The sequence below is a fragment of the Streptomyces sp. NBC_01268 genome (assembly GCF_036240795.1).
In the GTDB taxonomy this organism is placed as follows: Bacteria; Actinomycetota; Actinomycetes; order Streptomycetales; family Streptomycetaceae; genus Streptomyces.
Window position 1 is genome coordinate 1,219,959 of record NZ_CP108454.1, and the last position, 19,713, is coordinate 1,239,671.

General features: G+C 72.7%; 21 protein-coding genes. 12 read left to right on the top strand and 9 right to left on the bottom strand.

Annotation, left to right across the window (positions count from 1 at the left end):
• Positions 1-188: 188 nt before the first annotated feature.
• Together OG309_RS05105 and OG309_RS05110 are read right to left on the bottom strand one after the other, a co-directional pair.
• Entirely contained in the window at positions 189-722 is a 534-nt protein-coding gene (locus OG309_RS05105; protein WP_329418521.1) for a flavin reductase family protein, read from the bottom strand.
• Between the two features lie 221 nt (positions 723-943).
• Positions 944-1,255 carry a TlpA family protein disulfide reductase gene (locus OG309_RS05110; RefSeq protein WP_329418522.1) on the bottom strand — a complete coding sequence of 104 codons (312 nt, stop codon included), beginning with the start codon at positions 1,253-1,255 and terminating at the stop codon, positions 944-946.
• 221 nt (positions 1,256-1,476) lie between these two features.
• Between OG309_RS05110 and OG309_RS05115 the strand changes: the two genes are divergently transcribed.
• A complete protein-coding gene (locus OG309_RS05115; RefSeq protein ID WP_329418523.1) occupies positions 1,477-2,202 on the top strand; it encodes a lysophospholipid acyltransferase family protein in 726 nt (241 codons plus the stop codon).
• Between the two features lie 33 nt (positions 2,203-2,235).
• Here the strand turns inward: OG309_RS05115 and OG309_RS05120 are convergent, their stop codons facing one another.
• From OG309_RS05120 to OG309_RS05135, 4 genes are all read right to left on the bottom strand, one after another.
• The gene (locus OG309_RS05120) at positions 2,236-2,928 is read right to left on the bottom strand and encodes a B3/B4 domain-containing protein (RefSeq protein WP_329418524.1); all 693 of its coding nucleotides are present in this window, start codon (positions 2,926-2,928) and stop codon (positions 2,236-2,238) included.
• Positions 2,929-3,090: 162 nt separating this feature from the next.
• The gene (locus OG309_RS05125; RefSeq protein WP_329428143.1) at positions 3,091-4,170 is read right to left on the bottom strand and encodes a threonine aldolase family protein; all 1,080 of its coding nucleotides are present in this window, start codon (positions 4,168-4,170) and stop codon (positions 3,091-3,093) included.
• Positions 4,167-4,928, bottom strand: coding sequence for an SDR family oxidoreductase (locus tag OG309_RS05130; RefSeq protein WP_329418525.1), 762 nt, complete (start codon positions 4,926-4,928; stop codon positions 4,167-4,169). The genes OG309_RS05125 and OG309_RS05130 overlap by 4 nt, the downstream gene beginning before the upstream one ends.
• A 35-nt stretch (positions 4,929-4,963) precedes the next feature.
• Positions 4,964-6,370: a DUF6421 family protein gene (locus OG309_RS05135; protein ID WP_329418526.1), complete on the bottom strand. Its 1,407-nt coding sequence runs from the start codon at positions 6,368-6,370 to the stop codon at positions 4,964-4,966.
• A gap of 256 nt (positions 6,371-6,626) precedes the next feature.
• Between OG309_RS05135 and OG309_RS05140 the strand changes: the two genes are divergently transcribed.
• Positions 6,627-7,307, top strand: coding sequence for a glycerophosphodiester phosphodiesterase (locus tag OG309_RS05140; RefSeq protein WP_329418527.1), 681 nt, complete (start codon positions 6,627-6,629; stop codon positions 7,305-7,307).
• A gap of 15 nt (positions 7,308-7,322) precedes the next feature.
• Here OG309_RS05140 and OG309_RS05145 read toward each other — a convergent pair whose 3' ends face one another.
• A complete protein-coding gene (locus OG309_RS05145) occupies positions 7,323-7,874 on the bottom strand; it encodes a GNAT family N-acetyltransferase (RefSeq protein WP_329418528.1) in 552 nt (183 codons plus the stop codon).
• Positions 7,875-8,054: 180 nt separating this feature from the next.
• Here OG309_RS05145 and OG309_RS05150 point away from each other — a divergent pair, with 180 nt between their 5' ends.
• The 4 genes from OG309_RS05150 to OG309_RS05165 all read left to right on the top strand — a co-directional run bounded on the left by OG309_RS05150 (position 8,055) and on the right by OG309_RS05165 (position 11,294).
• A complete protein-coding gene (locus tag OG309_RS05150; RefSeq protein WP_329418529.1) occupies positions 8,055-8,630 on the top strand; it encodes a DUF5134 domain-containing protein in 576 nt (191 codons plus the stop codon).
• A gap of 110 nt (positions 8,631-8,740) precedes the next feature.
• Complete coding sequence (locus OG309_RS05155) at positions 8,741-9,682, top strand: M56 family metallopeptidase (protein WP_329418530.1); 942 nt, start codon at positions 8,741-8,743, stop codon at positions 9,680-9,682.
• A 112-nt stretch (positions 9,683-9,794) separates the two neighbouring features.
• Entirely contained in the window at positions 9,795-10,472 is a 678-nt protein-coding gene (locus OG309_RS05160) for a phosphatase PAP2 family protein (protein ID WP_329418531.1), read from the top strand.
• A 129-nt stretch (positions 10,473-10,601) separates the two neighbouring features.
• Entirely contained in the window at positions 10,602-11,294 is a 693-nt protein-coding gene (locus OG309_RS05165) for a TetR/AcrR family transcriptional regulator (RefSeq protein ID WP_329418532.1), read from the top strand.
• Here the strand turns inward: OG309_RS05165 and OG309_RS05170 are convergent.
• Positions 11,291-12,799: an LVIVD repeat-containing protein gene (locus OG309_RS05170; protein ID WP_329418533.1), complete on the bottom strand. Its 1,509-nt coding sequence runs from the start codon at positions 12,797-12,799 to the stop codon at positions 11,291-11,293. The two genes, OG309_RS05165 and OG309_RS05170, sit on opposite strands and share 4 nt — an antisense overlap.
• Positions 12,800-12,951: 152 nt before the next feature.
• On the opposite strand from OG309_RS05170, the gene OG309_RS05175 reads away from it, so the two are divergent.
• Positions 12,952-13,608, top strand: a complete 657-nt coding sequence (locus OG309_RS05175; protein WP_402545119.1) for a DUF305 domain-containing protein — start codon at positions 12,952-12,954, stop codon at positions 13,606-13,608.
• Positions 13,609-13,671: 63 nt separating this feature from the next.
• On the top strand, positions 13,672-15,012 hold the full coding sequence (locus tag OG309_RS05180) for an FAD-dependent oxidoreductase (RefSeq protein WP_329428148.1): 1,341 nt from the start codon (positions 13,672-13,674) through the stop codon (positions 15,010-15,012).
• Between the two features lie 34 nt (positions 15,013-15,046).
• On the opposite strand, the gene OG309_RS05185 is transcribed toward OG309_RS05180, so the two are convergent.
• A complete protein-coding gene (locus OG309_RS05185) occupies positions 15,047-15,412 on the bottom strand; it encodes an ArsR/SmtB family transcription factor (RefSeq protein ID WP_329418534.1) in 366 nt (121 codons plus the stop codon).
• A 169-nt stretch (positions 15,413-15,581) separates the two neighbouring features.
• Between OG309_RS05185 and OG309_RS05190 the strand changes: the two genes are divergently transcribed.
• The 4 genes from OG309_RS05190 (at position 15,582) to OG309_RS05205 (ending at position 19,616) form a co-directional block, all read left to right on the top strand.
• Positions 15,582-16,667: an NADH:flavin oxidoreductase/NADH oxidase gene (locus OG309_RS05190; RefSeq protein ID WP_329418535.1), complete on the top strand. Its 1,086-nt coding sequence runs from the start codon at positions 15,582-15,584 to the stop codon at positions 16,665-16,667.
• 124 nt (positions 16,668-16,791) lie between these two features.
• Complete coding sequence (locus OG309_RS05195) at positions 16,792-17,877, top strand: WD40/YVTN/BNR-like repeat-containing protein (RefSeq protein WP_329418536.1); 1,086 nt, start codon at positions 16,792-16,794, stop codon at positions 17,875-17,877.
• A 78-nt stretch (positions 17,878-17,955) separates the two neighbouring features.
• The gene (locus tag OG309_RS05200) at positions 17,956-18,633 is read left to right on the top strand and encodes a uracil-DNA glycosylase (RefSeq protein WP_329418537.1); all 678 of its coding nucleotides are present in this window, start codon (positions 17,956-17,958) and stop codon (positions 18,631-18,633) included.
• Complete coding sequence (locus OG309_RS05205) at positions 18,630-19,616, top strand: N-acetylglucosamine kinase (protein ID WP_329418538.1); 987 nt, start codon at positions 18,630-18,632, stop codon at positions 19,614-19,616. The genes OG309_RS05200 and OG309_RS05205 overlap by 4 nt, the downstream gene beginning before the upstream one ends.
• The last annotated feature ends 97 nt before the right edge of the window (positions 19,617-19,713 follow it).

Here is a 19,713-nt window from a genome sequence, read left to right on the forward strand (position 1 = left end):
TACTGCATCGTCATAACTGGGCTGCCTTGTTGCTCGCAGCATAGGCGCCTGAAGGGCTGGTTTCCGGTCGGGGCGTCGGACGCCCCGACCGAAATATTACTCGCCAGTACACCCAGTTCGTTACGAGTGAGCAAGCGCTCAGCCGTGTGACCTTGCCAACGCGCCCGCAGCCCGCCGCGGGGGAACTCTCAGTCGCGCAGCGCGTTGAAGCGACCCTGGTGGTAGAGGAGCGGGCGGCCCACGCCGTCCGGGTCGCCGGCGACCACCTCGGCTATCACGATCCGGTGGTCCCCGGCCGGGACCCGGGCCACCACGCGGCACACCAGCCAGGCCAGGACTCCGTCGAGCACGGGGACGCCCTCGGGGCCGCGGCTCCACCGGGTGGGAGCGCCGAAGCGGTCGGCGCCGCTGCGGGCGAAGGTGGCGGCCAGCTCCTGCTGGTGCTCGCCGAGTATGTGGACGCCGATGTGCTCGGCCTCGGCCACCACGGGCCAGCTGGAGGAGCCGGTACCGACGCCGAAGGAGATCAGCGGGGGTTCGGCGGCGACGGAGTTGAGCGAGGTCGCCGTGAAGCCGACCGGGCGCTCGCCGTGCGCGGTGATGACCGCGACACCGGCGGCGTGCTGCCGGAAGACGGAACGGAGCAGGTCGGGAGAGGCCTGTCGGGGTGCGCCGGGGGCGGGAATCGGCGGGAGCGTGCGGAGCTCGGGCGAGACCGTCATGGAATTGTCCTTCTGCGAGGGCGGCGTGAGGTGGGTCCCGGGTCGGTCAGACACCCGGACAGCGCGCGCTCGCGTTGCGGGCCAGGTCCACATGGGCCCGCCCGTAGAGAAGGAGTTCTGGGGGCACTACGCCAGACTGACGATCGTTGCCGCGTGCAGTCAAGTGCGTACCGCGATGTGGGAGATGTGTCACCGCGTCAGGGACCGTGCCGCACACCGCGTCAGACCGCCCGTCCGAGCGCGGCGATGACGTCGGCGCGCCGGGGCTGTCCGGCCGCCCTGCGCACGATCCGCCCCGACCGGTCGAGGACGAGCACCGTGGGCGTGCGGACGATGCCCAGCTCCCGCACGAGGTCCAGGCGCTCCTCGGCGTCGATCTCGACGTGCCCGACGCCGTCGACCATGGCGGCCACCTCGGCGAGCGTCCGGCGGGTGGCCCGGCAGGGCTGGCAGAAGGCGGTGGAGAACTGCACCAGGGTGGCGCGCTCCCCCAGCTCCGCGCCCAGCTGCTCGGCGCCCACGACCTCGGTCATCCCTCTGCTCCTCCTGTGGTCCGTACCGGGTGCAGCGTCGCACGTGAGCGAACGATTCCCGCCACGAGCACCCGGAGTGACGAGAATCTCCCCGTACGAAGCCGCCTGGACTGGTCACGAGGGCCCACATGGGGCACGATCTGCCCAAAGCCGAAAACCTACGGCCGCGTAACTTCGCCGGGAGAACCCTCCCAAGGCACTGACGAAGGGGTTCGTCCCAGATGGCAGAGCTCGTCTATCGGCCGGTCATCGGCGCCGCCCTCACCATGTTCAAGGCGCTCGACCTGAAGATCGACACTCAGGGTTCGCAGCACATCCCCCGCGAGGGCGGGGCGGTCATCGTGAGCAACCACATCAGCTATCTGGACTTCATCTTCACCGGTCTGGCCGCACTGCCCCAGAAGCGTCTGGTGCGCTTCATGGCGAAGGAGTCGGTCTTCCGGCACAAGGTCTCCGGCCCGCTGATGCGCGCGATGAAGCACATCCCGGTGGACCGCGCCCAGGGCGAGAACGCCTACGAGCACGCGCTGCGCTCGCTGCGCGCGGGCGAGATCGTCGGCGTCTTCCCCGAGGCGACCATCTCGCAGTCGTTCACGCTGAAGAGCTTCAAGTCCGGTGCCGCGCGCCTCGCGCAGGAGGCGGGCGTCCCGCTGATCCCGATGGCGCTGTGGGGCACCCAGCGGGTGTGGACCAAGGGCCGGCCGCGGAACTTCAAGCGCAGCCACATCCCGATCACCATCCGCGTCGGCGAGCCGATGGAAGCCCCCGCCGACCAGTACGCGGGTGCGATCACCCGGCGGCTGCGCGGGCGCGTCCAGGAGCTCCTGGAGGCCGCGCAGCGCGCCTACCCGGTGCGCCCCAGGGACGCGGGCGACACCTGGTGGGTGCCGGCGCACCTCGGAGGCACGGCGCCGACGCCGGAAGAGGTCAAGGCCGCCGAGAAGTAGTCCCGCGGCGGCCCCGGCCCCTGCGACGAAACGTCACTCCGGGTCGCGGACCGTGATCTGCGCCCCGGGGCTGACCTTCTGCAGCGCCTCGGCGAGCTCCTCGCCGGCCGCGCGCAGCTCGTCGAGCGTCATCGGCTCCAGCGACTCCAGGAGGAAGATCGCGTCGGTGGTGTCGTCCTCGATGCGGGTGCGCGGGCCCTGGCGCCAGTTCCAGCGACGGCAGGTGACGCCCGCCTCGTCGCACCAGATGACCTCGCCGGGCTCGGGGTGCTCGACGCTCTCCTCGCCGCCCGCGACGGTGACGAAGTCCTCCTCGCCGGTGGCCCGGACGAGCCGCATCGAGCCCTCGATCCTGTTCAGGTCCTCGCCGCCGACCGGGATCAGGTGGGCCACGCTGATCGCGTTGTACGCGTCCACGAGCCGGTTGATCCGGGGCAGGCCGCCGTCCGCCAGGGCGCGCTTCGCCAGCGCCTCCGCGGAGTTGCGGGTACGGGAGGGCTTGGCGCCGAACGCGGAGTACGCGGCGCGCCAGGCGGCGACATGCGGGTCCTTGTCCGGGGCCTGTCCGTCCAGGCGCTCGGCGAGCCGTCGGGCGGCGTCGTCGAGCAGGGCCGAACTGGTCTCGTCGCTGGGCCCGTTGACGAGTCCGCGCGCCTCGACGGCGAGGTGGGTGAAGCCGGGTACGAGGGTGCGTACCTCGTCGGAGACGGTGAGCGTCAGGGTCATGGTCCGCCGTTCGGTGTTCCGGATTTCAGGGTGCGGTTCAGCATAGAGCACCGGAAAATGCACTTCACTGGACTTCGGCCGGAAGGGAACGGCCCAGGAAACGGAACGGCCGGACGGAAGTCGGTGACTTCCGTCCGGCCGTCGGCCGGTGCGCCCGAGGGGCTACCGCGACATCTCTTCCTTCAGCGCCTGGAGGAACGCGTCCACGTCGTCCTCCGAGGTGTCGAACGAGCACATCCAGCGCACGTCGCCGGCCGCCTCGTCCCAGAAGTAGAAGCGGAAGCGCTCCTGAAGCCGCCTGCTGACCTCGTGCGGCAGCCGCGCGAAGACCGCGTTGGCCTGGACCGGGTAGAGGATCTCGACCCCGTCCACGCCCCGCACGCCGGCCGCGAGGCGCTGGGCCATCGTGTTGGCGTGGCGGGCGTTGCGCAGCCACAGGTCCTTGGCGAGCAGCGCCTCCAGCTGGACCGACACGAAGCGCATCTTCGAGGCGAGCTGCATGGACAGCTTGCGCAGGTGCTTCATGTGGCTGACGGCGTCGGGGTTGAGCACGACCACGGCCTCGCCGAACATCATGCCGTTCTTGGTGCCGCCGTACGAGATGACGTCCACGCCCGCCGCGCTGGTGAACGCGCGCATGGGCACGTCCAGCGAGGCGGCCGCGTTGGCTATCCGGGCGCCGTCGAGGTGGACCTTCATGCCCTTGCCGTGGGCGTGCTCGACGATGGCCTTGATCTCGTCCACCGTGTAGACGGTGCCGAGCTCGGTGTTCTGGGTGATCGAGACGACCTGGGGCATGGCCCGGTGCTCGTCCTCCCAGCCCCAGGCCTGCCGGTCGATCAGCTCGGGGGTGAGCTTGCCGTCCGGGGTGGCCACGGTGAGCAGCTTGAGGCCGCCCATCCGCTCGGGGGCACCGCCCTCGTCCACGTTGATGTGCGCGGACTCGGCGCAGATCACGGCGCCCCAGCGGTCGGTGAGCGCCTGGAGGGCGGTCACGTTGGCCCCGGTCCCGTTGAAGACCGGGAACGCCTCGGCCGTGGGGCCGAAGTGGCTGTGCATGATCCGCTGGAGGTGCTCGGTGTACTGGTCCTCGCCGTAGGCGACCTGGTGGCCGTCGTTGGCGAGGGCGATGGCCGCGAGGACCTCCGGGTGCACACCGGCGTAGTTGTCGCTGGCGAAGCCCCGCACCGACGGGTCGTGGTGACGACGGGCGTCGGTCTTCGGGCCCAGGGCCGCGGTCACGGCTTGGGGGTCAGCCACAGGCGCTGTCCATTCACTTCCTGCGCGGGCCGGTCCCAGAGTCCGGCGATGGCGTCGGCCAGTTCCTCGACGTCGGTGAAGCCCGCGAACTTCGCATTGGGGCGTTCGGCGCGCATGGCGTCGTGCACCAGTGCCTTGATCACCAGGATGGCAGCCGCGGCCTGGGCGCCGTCGTCGCCCCCCGCCTTGCGGTAGGAGTCCGCCATGGCCAGGGTCCACGCCTCGGCCGCCGCCTTGCCGGCGTTGTACGCGGCGTTGTTGGCGACCGGCTTGTGCGCACCGACCTGGCTGATCAGGGCGTAGCGGCCACGGCCGCCGCTGCGCAGCAGCCCGTCGTGGAAGGCGAGCGAGGTGTGCTGGACCGTACGGACCAGGAGCTTCTCCAGGAAGTCCCAGTCCTTGAGGTCGGTCTCGACGAAGGACTGACTGCCGCGCCAGCCTCCGACCAGGTGGACCAGGCCGTCGATCCGGCCGAACTCCTTCTCGGTCTTCTCGGCCCACTCCTTGGTCGCGGCCAGGTCGAGCAGGTCGACCGTGTCGCCGATGACCCGGGCGCCGCCGTGGGCGTAGCGGGCGGCGTCGACGGCCTCCGCGAGGCGCGCCGGGTCGGCGTCGGAGCCGACCACGGTCGCGCCGGCCTCGGCCAGGCGCAGCAGGGTCGCCCGGCCGGCCGGGCCGGCCGCGCCGGCGACGGCGATGACGGCGCCGTCGAGCGGCCCACCGTTTCCGTTGGCGTTCATGGGCGCCGCCTCCTCCGTCTGCTCGGTGTCCGCGCTCACGCGGCGGCCCGCTCGGCGTCCGAAGCGTTCGCGGCGGTGATGCCCTTGGTGGCGGCGATCACGCTCTTGAGCTTCTTGGCGAGGGCCTCATAGAACATGCTGAGCGGAAACTCGTCCGGAAGCACGTCGTCGACCAGCTTGCGCGGCGGGAGGCTCAGGTCGAGGGCGTCGGGACCCTTGGCCCAGGTGGAGCCGGGGTGCGGGGCGAGGTAGGTGGAGACGAGCTCGTACGCCTTGAACCAGTGGACCAGCTTCGGGCGGTCGATGCCGTCGCGGTAGAGCTGCTCGATCTCGCCGCAGAGCTGGTTGGTGACCTCGGGGGCCCGCTCCCAGTCGATCTTCAGCGTGTTGTCGGTCCAGCGCACCACGTCGTGCTTGTGCAGGTACGCGAAGAGCAGCTGGCCGCCGAGACCGTCGTAGTTGCGGTTGCGGTCGCCGGAGAGCGGGAAGCGGAACATGCGGTCGAAGAGGACCGCGTACTGCACGTCACGGCCGTGCTCGTTGCCCTCGGCCTCCAGCTTCACGGCCTCCTTGAAGGCGGTGAGGTCGCAGCGCAGCTCCTCCAGGCCGTACATCCAGAACGGCTGGCGCTGCTTGATCATGAAGGGGTCGAACGGCAGGTCGCCGTGGCTGTGGGTGCGGTCGTGGACCATGTCCCACAGGACGAAGGCCTTCTCGCAGCGGTCCTGGTCCTCGACCATGGCGGCGATGTCCTCGGGCAGCTCGATGCCCAGGGTGTCGACGGCGGCCTCGGTGACCTTGCGGAAGCGGGCGGCCTCGCGGTCGCAGAAGATGCCACCCCAGCTGAAGCGCTCGGGGGCCTCGCGGACGGCGATGGTCTCCGGGAAGAGCACGGCCGAGTTGGTGTCGTACCCGGCGGTGAAGTCCTCGAAGGTGATGCCGCAGAACAGCGGGTTGTCGTAGCGGGTGGCCTCCAGCTCGGAGAGCCACTCCGGCCACACCATGCGCAGCACGACGGCCTCGAAGTTGCGGTCCGGGTTGCCGTTCTGCGTGTACATCGGGAACAGCACGAGGTGCTGGAGCCCGTCCACGCGGTCGGCGGCCGGCTGGAAGGCCAGCAGCGCGTCGAGGAAGTCGGGGACCGCGAATCCGCCCTGGGCCCACTTGCGCAGGTCGGCGACGAGCGCGCGGTGGTACGCCGCGTCGTGCGGGACCAGCGGGGAGAGCTTCTCGACCGCGGCGACGATGCGCTCGACGGTCTGCTCGGCGAGCGCCAGCGCGGGCGCGCCCTCGGCCCGGAAGTCGATGGAGCCGTCCGTGCTCTGCCAGGGGCGGAGCTCCTCCACGGCATTCTTGAGCTCGGGCCAGGCAGGGTGGTCGACCACGGGGGCGTCGGCGGATATCCCTCCACCGGTCACGTCCTGCACAAGAATTTCCGTCATGCCTCTTCCTCCACAGGAGAACCTCGCGTCAAGACACCGTAACCATCGACGCTCCCTCACCACAAGAGGGTAAAGGGAAATCCTCCTGTCAGACCCCGGGGTAGACCGCGATTTTTCCTGCCTCGCCGGGTGGACGGCCGAGAAATTCGGTGTTCCGCGGGGACACCTCCGGTCGCGGGACCGGCTACTAGGCTGTTGCGCGAACCGCACCGGGCACGGCGGAGCCGGGCCGGTCCTCGACGGAGGCGAGAAGATCTTGAGTTTCCTCACCATCGGCCATCGCGGAGTCATGGGCGTCGAGCCCGAGAACACCCTGCGCTCCTTCGTCCGGGCCGAGCGGGCCGGCCTGGACGTCATCGAGCTCGACCTGCACCTCAGCAAGGACGGCGCCCTGGTCGTCATGCACGACGCGGAGGTCGACCGCACCACCGACGGCACCGGGCCGATCGCCGACAAGACCCTCGCGGAGCTGCGCGAGCTGGACGCGGGCGGCGGCGAGCGCGTCCCCGTCTTCGAGGAGGTCCTGGACGCCGTCGGCGCGCCGATCCAGGCGGAGATCAAGGACGTCGCAGCGGCCCGGACCCTCGCCGGGGTGATCCTCGCCCGCGAGCTCACCGGGCGCGTCGAGGTGATCTCCTTCCACGACGAGGCCCTCGCCGAGGTCCGCGCCCTCGTCCCCGCGGTGCGCACGGCGCTGGTGGCCGACCGGCGTCAGGCCGACGTGGTGGCGCGGGCCCTCGCGGTCGGCGCCGGCGCGCTCGTCCTCAATGTCCGGCACCTCACCCAGGACACCGTCGAGCGGGCGCACGCGGAAGGGCTGCGGGTGACGGGGTGGGTGGTGAACACCCAGGACGACCTGCGCCTGGCGCACGCCCTCGGGCTCGACGGCGTGACGACCGACCGCCCCGGGATCCGGGGCGACGGCCTCATCGCGTGAGCGGCACCCTTCGGGTCAGCCGAGTTCCTTGACGAGCAGCTCGAACTGCAGGTCGTCGCGCTGTGGCAGGCCGAAGCGCTCGTCGCCGTACGGGAAGGGGGTCATCCGGCCCGTCCGGCGGTAGCCGCGCCGCTCGTACCAGGCGATCAGCTCCTCGCGGACCGAGATGACGGTCATGTGCATCTCGCGCACGTCCCAGAGCTCCCGCACCCGGCGCTCCGCCTCGGCGATGATCTGCCGGCCGAGGCCCGCGCCCTGGAGCTCCGGGCGGACCGCGAACATGCCGAAGTAGGCGGCCTCGCCGCGGTGTTCGAGCTGGCAGCAGGCGACGATGACACCGTCGCGCTCCACCACCATCAGCCGGCTGCCCGGAGTGGCGATGACCGCCTCGACGCCCTCGGCGTCGGTGCGCTGCCCCTGGAGGATGTCCGCCTCGGTGGTCCAGCCCGCCCGGCTGGAGTCGCCCCGGTACGCCGACTCGACGAGCGGCACGAGCGCCGGCACGTCGTCCGGCACGGCGTCGCGGTAGGTGATGCGGCCGGTGTGCTGGGACTCGGCGGTGTCCATGGGTGTGCGGGCTCCCCTCAGGCGCTGGCGATCGGCGTACGCGATCGCCCCGAGCCTAACGCGCGCCCCGCACTCCCCCTCGTACACCTGTGTGCGCCTCTGCGCCCGCGTAGGCGCTCCGGGCCCCGGGCATGCACTCGGGGTCGGGAGGGTTCGCGGTCGGCGAGGAGGGGGTCCGACGTGCAGGGACCGGCTCTGTCCGGCTGGCTGCTCGTGGTGCTGTGCGCGGCCGGCGGTGCGTACTGCCTGCTGCGCGCGCGGCGCAGCGTCGGGGAGGAGCGCCGGGCGGCGGGGAGCGAGGCCGTGATGGGCTTCGGGATGGCCGCGATGGCGCTGCCCGCGACGGTCGTGGCCCCTCCGGAGTGGGTGCTCGTGCTGTACGTGGCGGTGTTCGGGCTCGCCGCCCTGGGCGGCCTGCTCGGGGCGGTGCGGGGCGGCGGACACCATCTGCACCACCTGGTGGGCTCACTGGCGATGGTCTACATGGCGCTGGCGATGGCGGCGGCCCCCGGCACGGGGGCCCACGCCGGGCACGCGGCGGCGGGCGTGGGCGGCATACCCGTGCTGACCGGTGCGCTGCTCGCCTACTTCGGCGCGTACGTGCTGCGCTCGGGCACCCGGCTGGTGCCGGTGGCGGCGGGCGGCAGCGGTGACGCGCGGACCACGGGCGGGGCCCGGGCGCCGGGTTCCGACCTGACGCTGGTGTGCCGGCTGTCGATGGCGCTCGCCATGCTGGCGATGCTCCTCACCCTCTGAGGACGGCCGGGGCGCGGGGCGCGGCCACGGGTGAACCGGGCAAACGTGGCGTGCGTCACTTGATCGGCAAGGCCGTACCCCCGCGTGGTACCGGCTCATAGGCTGGCGGCATGTTGGTCTCCCTCGCGCTGCTCGCGCTCGGCGTCCTGACCGCCGTCGTGGCCCCGCGGCTCCTGTCGCGGGCCGACTGGGCGGAGCGGGAACCCGTGGTGGCGCTCTGGGTGTGGCAGTGCGTGGTGGCGGCGGTACTGCTGAGCTTCGCGCTGGCGATGACGTTCAGTGCGTCCGCCGCCTGGCAAGCGGTGCGCGGCCAGCTCTTCGCCCCCGCCCCGCACGCCGTGATCGAGGCGTACGAGCTCGGCGCCAGCCGGCCCTGGTCGGCGGTGCTCGCCGTGCTGCTCGCGGCCGGCGGGCTGTGGACCGGCGCGATGCTGGGCCGCGAGATCGGCCACGCGCGGGCCCGCCGCAAGCTGCGCCGCTGCGAACTGCTCGTACGGGCGCCGCTGGTGCCCGGCGAGGAGGCCACGGGCAGCGAGCGCCTGGTGATCCTCGAGGGCGAGCGCGCGGACGCCTGGTGGCTGCCCGGCGGCAGGGCGCCTCGGCTGGTCATCACCACGGGGGCACTGCGCCGCCTCAAGGGCCGCCGGCTCGACGCGGTCCTCGCGCACGAGCAGGGACACGCCCGGGCGCGGCACGACTGGCTGCTGCACTGTTCGGCCGCGCTGGCCGACGGCTTCCCGGGGGTGCCGGTCTTCGCGGCCTTCCGCGGCGAGATGCACCGGCTGGTGGAGCTGGCCGCGGACGACGTGGCCTCGCGCCGCTTCGGACGCATGACGGTCGCGCTCGCCCTGGTCGATCTCAACGAGGACCGCGGGGTGTTCGGCCCCGGTCAGGGCCCGGACGCCGGCCTGCCGCAGCGCGTCGACCGCCTCCTCGCCGCCACGCCCCGCCTCACGGCGGCCCGCCGGCTGCGCCTGACGGCCGCGGCGGCCCTGGTCCCGGTGCTCCCGGTCCTGGTGGCCTTCGTGCCGGCGCTGAGGGCGCTGGGATAAGGAGCGTCCCGGCGAGCCCGGCCCCGTCGGCGGGGCACCGCCCAGGTGCCGTCCGCCGATTCGCCGGGGTCGGGCGCACGGCACCTGGAGGGCTTCGGGCAGGATCGGGCCCATGCGCATCTCCGCCGCCGTCTCCGGCGCCCTGGCCGTGCTGCTGCTCGTCCTGGTGGCGGTGGGGTGGCCACCACTGCTCTCGCTCGACCAGGACGTCGCCGAGGCCCTGCACCGCAGCGCGCTCGCCGAGCCCGGGTTCACCCACCTCAACCGGATCCTGAGCGACTGGGTCTGGGACCCGTGGACCATGCGCGCGCTGGCCGCGGTCGCCGTGGGCTGGCTGTGGTGGCGGCGCGAGCGGCTGCTCGCGCTGTGGGTGGCGGTCACCAGCCTGCTCACGGTGGGCTTCCAGCAGGGGCTGAAGGCGGCGGTGGACCGGCCGCGGCCCCTCTGGCCGGATCCGGTCGACTCGGCGGACTACTCCGCGTTCCCCTCCGGCCACGTCATGACGGCGACGGTCACCTGCGGGCTGCTGCTGTGGGTGCTCGCCCTGCACTGGCGCGAGGGCCGGCGGGGCTGGGGCACGCTCGCCGGGGTGGCCGTGCTGTCGGTCGTGGGGGTGGGCTGGACCCGGGTGTACCTGGGCGTGCACTGGCCGTCCGACGTGGTGGGCGGCTGGCTCTTCGGCTGGGCCTGTGTGGCGCTGGCGATCGTCACGTACCGCGCGGCCGTGGAGCGGGGGCAGGGTGCGGGCCCGGGGCCGGGCTCCGGGAGCAGAATGGAAGACAAGCGATGAAGCCGCCTGTCCTGGACGATCCCCCGCGTCGCCCAGAACAGACGGCATGTCCCGCTTCCGGCCACGAGGGCGCGACAGCAGGACGCGCTGAGTATATTGGCTGCCAGCCAGTCAACGCAGGAGTCCAGCATGTCCCCGCGTAGCGCATCGGTCAATGAAGAGCTTCGGCGGCGCTCCCGCGAGCGGCTGCTGCAGGCGACCGTGGAGCTGGTCGACGAGCGCGGGTACGAGGCCACGACCCTCGCGGACATCGCCTCCCGGGCGGGCTCGGCACGGGGCCTGATCTCGTACTACTTCCCCGGCAAGCGGCAGCTCCTGCAGTCCGCGGTGCACCGGCTGATGCATCTGACGCTGGAGGAGGCGCTGGAGCGCGAGCCGCGCACGGAGGACGGCCGGGAGCGCCTGGCGCGGGCGATCGACGCGATCCTGGGCCTCGCGGAGAAGCGGCCGCAGCTCATGCGGACGCACATGGCGGGCATCCTGCAGGCCGAGGGGTTCGTGCGGTGCCCGGAGCAGCAGCGGCTCGCGGAGCTGCTGCGGGACACGGTCACGCGGTACGGCTCCGAGGACGTGGACACCGACTACCCACTGCTGCGGGCGCTGCTGATGGGGGCGGTCGTCGCCGTGCTGCTGCCGGGGGCGCCGATGCCGCTGGCACGGCTGCGCTCGGAGCTGTTCCAGCGGTACGGGCTCGACTGGGAGCAGGGCATGCCGCCGGGCGGGGGTCCGCCCGACGGCATGCAGGGGATGCGCACGGCGTTACCGGACCTGTCGGCCCGGGTGCCGCGTCAGGCCTCGAAGGAGACCGGTTCCGTCGGCTAGTCGAAGTAGTCGGGCTGCGTCTGGACGTTCAGCTCGTCCATCCGGACCCGCGCCGCCTTGTCGGTGCGCTTGTCGCTGAGCTTGAGCACGTCGAAGCCCTTGGCGATGTCGTTCGAGTAGATGTGTCCGTTGTAGTAGTAGGCCGACCAGGAACCGCCGGTGGCCAGGGTGGTCGCGGAGACCGGGCCCCGCTCGAAGAAGGCGATCTCCTTCGGGCGGCTGGAGTCGGTGAAGTCCCAGACGGAGACGCCGCCCTGGTACCAGGCCTGGACCATGATGTCCTTGCCCTTGACCGGGATGAGCGAGCCGTTGTGGGCGACGCAGTTCTCGGTGTCGGCCTGGTGGCGCGGGATCTTGAAGTAGCTGCGGAAGACCAGCTTGCGCCTGTCGCCCTTGCCGACGATGTCGTAGATGCCGTCCGCGCCGCGGTTCGGGCCGACGACCGCGTTGCAGGTGGGCGCCCCGCCGCCGCCGAGCTCGTCGGTGAAGACGACCTTGTTCGCCTTCTGGTTGAAGGTCGCGGAGTGCCAGAACGCGAAGTTGACGTTGTCCTGGACCCGGTCGATCACCCTGGGGCGCTCCGGGTCCTTGATGTCGAAGAGGATGCCGTCGCCCATGCAGGCGCCGGCGGCCAGGTTCTCGCTGGGCAGCACGGTCAGGTCGTGGCAGCCGGTGGTCTTGGAGACACCCGGGTTGGTGGGCGCACCGGGGTTGCCGCCGCCGTCCGGGCCCTCGCCGGGGAAGAGGACCGGGAAGTCGACGACCTTGGCCTGTTCGGGCGCCTTGCGCGGCACCTTGATGACCGAGATGCCGTCGTGCGGGGGCTGGCAGTCGGGGAAGGCGGCGTTGGGCGAGTACGAGGAGACGTAGACGTACACGTCCTTGCGCTTCGGCACCAGCGTGTGGGTGTGCGAACCGCAGTTGGTCTCGACGGAGGCGACGTACTTCGGGTTGGCGATGTCGCTGATGTCGAAGATCTTCATGCCCTCCCAGGATTCCTTCACCGAGGCGGGCTGCGGAACGCTGGCGCAGGAGTTGTCGCTGCGCGAGGAGTCGGTGGACAGGAAGAGCAGGTTCCCGGAGACGGACACGTCGTTCTGGGAACCGGGGCACAGCACCTGGGCGACGGTCCTGGGCGAGCGCGGGTTGCTGATGTCGAAGATCCGGAAGCCGTCGTAGTTGCCGGCGAAGGCGTACTTCCCCTGGAAGGCCAGGTCGGAGTTGATGCCCGTCAGGGCGTCCTTCGGGATGTTGACGAGGTGTTCGATGTTGGGGCTGTGGACGACCTCGTCCACGCCGGGTATCTCACCGGCGGCGATGGCGGCGCGGGCGTCGGACGCCTGCTCCGCCGAGACGGCTGCCTGGGCCGGGGCGTCGCCGGGGTCGGGGGTGGCGGCCGCGGGTCCGGCGGCGAGCAGGCCGATCAGCAGTCCGGCGGCGGCGGTCGCCACTCCCAGGCCTCTGATCCGTGCACGCGGGGTACTCGTGGTACGCAACGAAGTCACTCCGTCCTCTCTGATGTCGCACAGTTGAACGGTGGTGGGACCCCGGCAGTATCTTCCTTGGTGTGCACATCTCAACAGATGGCAACAGAGACGTAATCGAGAAACACCCGCACCCGTCCCTCGCAGTCGCCGAAGTGCCCGTGGAGGTCGTGTTGTCGAAGCGCCGTGTCCGTGGAGCAGTCGCCGGTGTGCTCGCCGTCGCCGCCGTGTTCGCGCTCGCCGCGTGCGAGTCGGGCCCGGAGCCGGGGGCGGCCGCGCCCCCGGCGGCCACGTCGGGCGGCCCCCTGGTGGTGGCCCCGGGCAAGCCGGGCGAGCCGGCGAAGAAGCTCACCCCCGAGGAGGCGGCCCGGCTGATGCCCGACGAGCGTCCCAACGGCGCCGACTACACGTACGTCCAGATGATGATCGAGCATCACCGGCAGGCGCTCACCATGACGGCACTGGCCCCGCAGCGGGCCGGGTCCGAGAAGGTGCGGAAGGTCGCCGAGCGGATCGGGGCGGCACAGGGGCCCGAGATCAGTGCCATGGAGGGCTGGCTGAGGAACAACGGCGGCCCCCGGCCGCGGACGGGGCACGACCACCACTCCATGCCGGGAATGGCGTCCGAGGCGCAGCTCGCCCGACTGCGCGCCGCCAAGGGGAAGGCGTTCGACGCCCTCTTCGTCAAGTTGATGATCACCCACCACGAGGGCGCCGTCAGCATGGCCGCCGAGGTGCTCGGCCAGGGCAACAACGTCCTCGTGGAGGAGATGGCCGACGACGTCATCGCCCAGCAGACGGCGGAGATCAACCGGATGCGCTCGCTGTAGACCGGCCCGGGAGGCCCCGGCGGTGCCATGCTGGAAGCCTCCCGGCAGGAAGGGGCGTCCCTCGTGCTGCGCGTCGCCGTCGTCGGCTCGGGACCCAGCGGGGTCTACACCGCCCAGGAGCTGGTCCGGCAGACCGCCGTGCCCGGGATCCGGGTGCACGTCCTGGACCGGCTGCCCTGCCCGTACGGTCTGGTGCGGTACGGGGTGGCGCCCGACCACGAGAAGATCAAGTCCCTTCAGGGAAACCTGCGGACGGTCCTGGAGGACGAGCGCGTCTCCTTCCTCGGCGACGTGGAGGTGGGGGCGCACGGGCTCACCCCGGCCGGGCTCCTGGAGCTGTACCACGCGGTGGTGTACTGCGTCGGCGCCTCCCGCGACCGCCGGCTCGGGGTGCCGGGCGAGGAGCTGCGGGGCAGCTTCTCCGCCACCGACTTCGTCTCCTGGTACAGCGCGCACCCGGACGCCGCGCGGGACGGCTTCGGCCTGGACGTCCCCCGCGCGGTGGTCGTCGGGGCGGGGAACGTGGCGGTGGACGTGACCCGGCTCCTGGTGCGGCGGGCCGCGGAGCTCGCGCCGACGGACGTCCCGCAGGGCGCCCTGGAGGCGCTGGCCGCGAGCGGGGTGCGCGAGGTGCACATGGTGGCCCGGCGCGGGCCCGGTCAGGCGAAGTTCACCACCAAGGAGCTGCGCGAGCTCGGCGCCCTGCCCGACACCCGGGTCCTGGTCGACCCGGCGGAGCTGGCCCTGGACCCCGCGTACGCCGACCCGTCGGCCCTGCCCGCGGTCAACCGGCGCAACGTGGAGGTCGTACGGGGGTGGGCGGCGGACGGTGCCACCGGCGCGCGCGGCATCCGGCTGCGGTTCTTCCTGCGGCCCGTCGAGATCCTCGGCGCGGCCGGCCGGGTCACCGGGGTCCGTTTCGAGCGGACCGAGCCGGACGGGGACGGCGGCGTCCGGGGCACGGGCCGGTACGAGGAGATCGAGGCGGGTCTCGTGCTGCGCGCGGTCGGATACCGGGGCGCCCCGCCGGCCGGACTGCCCTTCGACGCGGCGCGGGGCACCGTCCCGCACGCGGCGGGACGGGTGCTGCGCGACGGGGCGGTCTCACCCGGGGAGTACGTGGCGGGCTGGATCAAGCGCGGCCCGACGGGCGTCATCGGCACCAACCGGCCCTGCGCCAAGGAGACCGCCGCCTCGCTGCTGGCCGACGCTCCGGCCCTGGCCCGCCGCCGGATCGCCGACGACCCGGTGGCGGAGCTGCGGGCCCTGGGGCACGAGCCTGTGCCGTGGACGGGCTGGCTGGCGATCGAGCGGGCCGAGGCGGCGCTGGGCGGGACGCTGGGCCGCGAGCGCGTGAAGATCCCCGACTGGGCAGGGCTGCGGGCGGCGGCCCGGGGAGCCTGAGCGCCTCCCGCGAGCCCGGCCCGGCCGACCCGTCCTAGGGCCTGTCGTTCTCGCCGAGGCGGGCGGCCTGGGCGCCGGCGGCCGTCAGGACGCTGTCCAGGAGGCCGGGGAAGAGGGCCTCCAGGTCGTCGCGGCGCAGCATGTTGAGTTTGGCGGTGCCCCGGTAGATCTGCCGGACGACGCCGCTCTCGCGCAGCACCCGGAAGTGGTGCGTGCTGGTCGACTTGGTGACCGGCAGCTCGAAGTACGAGCAGCTGAGCTCGGCCCCGGTGTCCGCGAGGGCCATGCAGCGCACGATCCGCAGCCGGACGGTGTCCGACAGGGCGTGCAGCACGGCTTCGAGCCGGATGTCCTCGCGCGCGGGGTGTTCCAGGACCCTGGGGTTGGTCGCGGTCGTCACGGCTGCGGCTCCACTTCTGTCCGGGGGTGCGTGCTGCCGGGCGGCTCTCGGGAATGTGTGCGGTCATTGTACGAGCATCCTCGTAGTTTGACAGGCACCGTACTACGATGCCTATCGTAGTAAGCATCTTCTCCAGGCAGTACCGAGAGACGCCGAAACGGAGTCCGCCATGAGCACCGCCCTCTTCGAGCCCCTCACCCTGAGGTCCCTGACCGTCCCGAACCGGGTGTGGATGGCCCCGATGTGCCAGTACTCGGCGGAGACCACCGGCCCCCTCGCGGGCGTCGCCGGCGACTGGCACTTCGCCCACTACGCGGCCCGCGCCACGGGCGGCACCGGCCTGATCCTGACCGAGGCGACCGCGGTCGCCCCCGAGGGCCGGATCAGCCCCGCCGACCTCGGCATCTGGGACGACGTCCACATCGAGGGACTGCGTCGGATCACCACCTTCCTGAAGCAGCACGGCACCGTTCCGGGCGTCCAGATCGCCCACGCGGGGCGCAAGGCCTCGACCAACCGCCCGTGGGAGGGCCGCGGCCCCGTCGACCCCGCCACCGGACTCGGCTGGCAGCCGGTCGGGCCCAGCCCGGTCGCCTTCGCCGAGGACCACCCGGTGCCCACCGAGCTCACCCCCGAGCAGATCCGCGAGGTCACCGCCCGCTTCGCCGACGCGGCCCGTCGCGCGCTCGCCGCCGGCTTCCAGGTCCTGGAGGTGCACGGCGCCCACGGCTACCTGATCGGCGAGTTCCTCTCCCCGCACAGCAACCGGCGCACCGACGCCTACGGCGGCTCCTTCGAGAACCGCACCCGCTTCGCTCTGGAGGTCGTCGACGCGGTGCGCGCCGAGTGGCCCGAGGAACTGCCGCTCTTCTTCCGCATCTCGGCCACCGACTGGCTCGACGAGCAGGGCTGGACCGCGGACGACACCGTGCGCTTCGCCGCTCTGCTGCGCGAGCACGGCGTCGACCTGCTGGACGTGTCCACCGGCGGCAACGGCGGCTCCGCCCGGATCCCGGTGTCCCCCGGCTACCAGGTGCCGTTCGCCGCCCGGGTGAAGGCGGAGACCGGGCTGCCCGTCGCCGCCGTCGGCCTGATCACGGAGAGCGGCCAGGCCGAGAAGATCGTCGCCAACGGGGAGGCGGACGCCGTCCTCATCGGCCGCGAGCTGCTCCGCGACGCCTCCTGGGCCCGGCGGGCCGCACGCGAGCTGGGCGCCGAGACCCACGCCCCGGCCCCGTACGCCTGGGCGATCTGACCGTCCCGCCGCCAGGCCCTCAACACGCCCCTCACCTGGGGCGGAGCCACCTCCGGGGGCCGTTGTCAGTGGGCGGGTGCAGACTGGCCCGTATCCGCGACAACGGCGTCCTGGAGGTGTCGGCATGACCGAGGTGCTACTGACCGTAGGCACCCGCAAGGGTCTGTTCATCGGCCGCGGCCGAGACGGCCGCTGGGAGTTCGACGAACCACACTTCAACGCGCAGGCGATCTACTCGATCGGCATCGACACCCGCCGCGAGGTCCCCAGGATCCTGGTCGGCGGGGACAGCGCGCACTGGGGCCCGTCCGTCTTCCACTCCGACGACCTCGGCGCCCACTGGACCGAGCCGCCCCGGCCCGCGGTCAAGTTCCCCCAGGACACCGGGGCTTCGCTGGAGCGGGTGTGGCAGCTGCACCCGGCGCCCGCGCACTCCCCCGACGTCGTCTACGCGGGGACCGAGCCCGCCGCGCTCTTCCGGTCCACCGACGGCGGCGAGTCCTTCGAGCTGGTCCGCCCCCTCTGGGAGCACCCGACCCGGGACCGCTGGGTGCCGGGCGGCGGCGGCGAGGCCGTGCACACCGTCGTCACCGATCCGCGCGACCCGGACGCCGTGACCGTCGCCGTGTCGACCGCGGGCGTCTTCCGCTCCCGCGACGGCGGCGCGAGCTGGGCTCCGGCCAACGACGGGGTGTCCGCGGTCTTCCTGCCCGACCCGCACCCGGAGTTCGGCCAGTGCGTGCACAAGATCGCCCAGGACGCGGGCGACCTCGACCGGCTCTACCTCCAGAACCACTGGGGCGTCTTCCGCAGCGACGACGGCGGCGGCCGGTGGACCGACATCGGTTCCGGACTCCCCTCCGACTTCGGCTTTGCCGTGGCCGCCCACCCGCACCGCCCGGACACCGCCTACGTCTTCCCCATCAACGCCGACTCCGACCGCGTCCCCGCCGGACGCCGCTGCCGCGTCTACCGCACCGGCGACGCCGGCGGGACCTGGGAGCCGCTCACCGAGGGCCTGCCGGACGGCGACCACTACGGCACGGTGCTGCGCGACGCCCTGTGCACGGACGACGGCGACCCGGCGGGCGTCTACTTCGGCAACCGCAACGGCGAGGTGTACGCGAGCGCCGACGACGGCGACAGCTGGCGGCTCCTCACCGAGCACCTGCCGGACGTGCTGTGCGTGCGGGCGGCGGTGATCGGCTGACGCCGGCGACGAGGCGGAGGAGCCGGGACCGCCGAGCGACGGACCCCGATGTCCGGCTGCGCCACTAGAGTGACGGGCGTGGCAGCACGACCGTTGAACGAAATCGTCGAGGCCGGGTGGGCGCAGGCGCTCGCCCCCGTGGCCGAACGCATCGCCGGGATGGGCGACTTCCTCCGGCAGGAGGTGGCCGCCGGGCGCACCTACCTACCCTCCGGGGCCAACGTCCTCAGAGCCTTCCAGCAGCCCTTCGACGAGGTGCGGGTCCTCATCGTCGGCCAGGACCCCTACCCGACACCCGGGCACGCGGTGGGCCTGAGCTTCTCCGTGGCACCGGACGTGCGTCCGGTGCCACCGAGCCTGGACAACATCTTCCGCGAGATGCACACGGACCTCGGGCACCCGCGCCCGTCGAACGGCGATCTGACCCCGTGGACCCGGCAGGGCGTGCTGCTGCTCAACAGGGCGCTCACCACGGCCCCGCGGCGGCCCGGCGCCCACCGGGACAAGGGCTGGGAGGCGGTCACCGAACAGGCCATCCGGGCGCTCGCCGCGCGCGGCAAGCCGCTGGTGTCGGTGCTGTGGGGCCGGGACGCCCGCAACCTGCGCCCGCTGCTCGGCGACCTCCCCGCGATCGAGTCCTCGCACCCGTCGCCGATGTCGGCGGACCGCGGCTTCTTCGGCTCGCGCCCCTTCAGCCGCACCAACGAGCTGCTGCTCCGTCAGGGCGCCCAGCCGGTGGACTGGCAGCTGCCGTGACGGACGGGGCGGAGCGCGGACTGGTCGTCGGTGTCGACTCGGGCGGGTCGGGGCTGCGGATCGCGCTCGCCCGGGCCGTGGACGGCCGGGTGCTGGAGACGGCCGCGTCCGGGGAACCGGTGCGCACCGGGGCGGGCGGGATCGACGCCGGGCATCTGCTGGCCCAGTTGCTGCCCGCCGTAGCCGCGATGACCGCCCGGTCCGCCGGAGCCGACGAGCGGATCGTGGCGGTCGCGGTCGGCGCGGCCGGCATGGCGACCCTCGGCGACGGCCTGCGGGCCGAGCTGCCGGGCGCGTTCGCGCGGGCCTGGGGCGTGCGGCGGCTCGCGCTGGCTGCCGACGCCGTCACCGCGTACGCGGGCGCGCTGGGTCAGCGGCCGGGTGCCGTCGTCGCGGGCGGCACCGGTCTGATCGCCATGGGCACGGATCTGACGGACTGGCGCCGGGCCGACGGCTGGGGCCATCTGCTCGGCGACTGCGGAAGCGGGGCGTGGATCGGGCGCGCGGGGCTCGAAGCGGCCATGCGGGCGTACGACGGGCGGCGCGGAGGCTCGGCCGTGCTCCTGGCGCGCGCCGAGGAACTCTTCGGTCCGGTCGCCGGGTTGCCGGGCGCGCTCTACCCCCGGAGCGACCGGCCCGCCGTCCTCGCCTCCTTCGCGCCCCTGGTGGGCGGCTGCGCCGCCGCCGGGGACCCGGTGGCGGTGGCGGTCCTGGAGCGGGCCGCCGGCCACATCGCTCAGGCCGCGGCGGCCGTCTGCCCGTCCGACGCCGACGTCGAAGTGGCCCTGACGGGAGGCCTGTTCAAGATGGGCGAGCCGCTCCTCGGTCCGCTGCGGGCGGAGCTGGACGCGCTGCTCCCGCGGGCCCGCGAGGTGCCGGCCGCGGGCGATCCGCTCGCCGGCGCGGTCACGATCGCCGCCGCGCTCGCCACCGGAACGGTGCGGTTGCCCGGGGATCCGCGCCTCCTTGAACTCACCAGGTAAACGGCGGTTCCTGGCGAGTCGGACATACAGGGGCAGAAGTCGCCCAGCCGCACCTCACCGAACTGCGCGACGGGCAAAACCAGTAGCATGCGGCGCC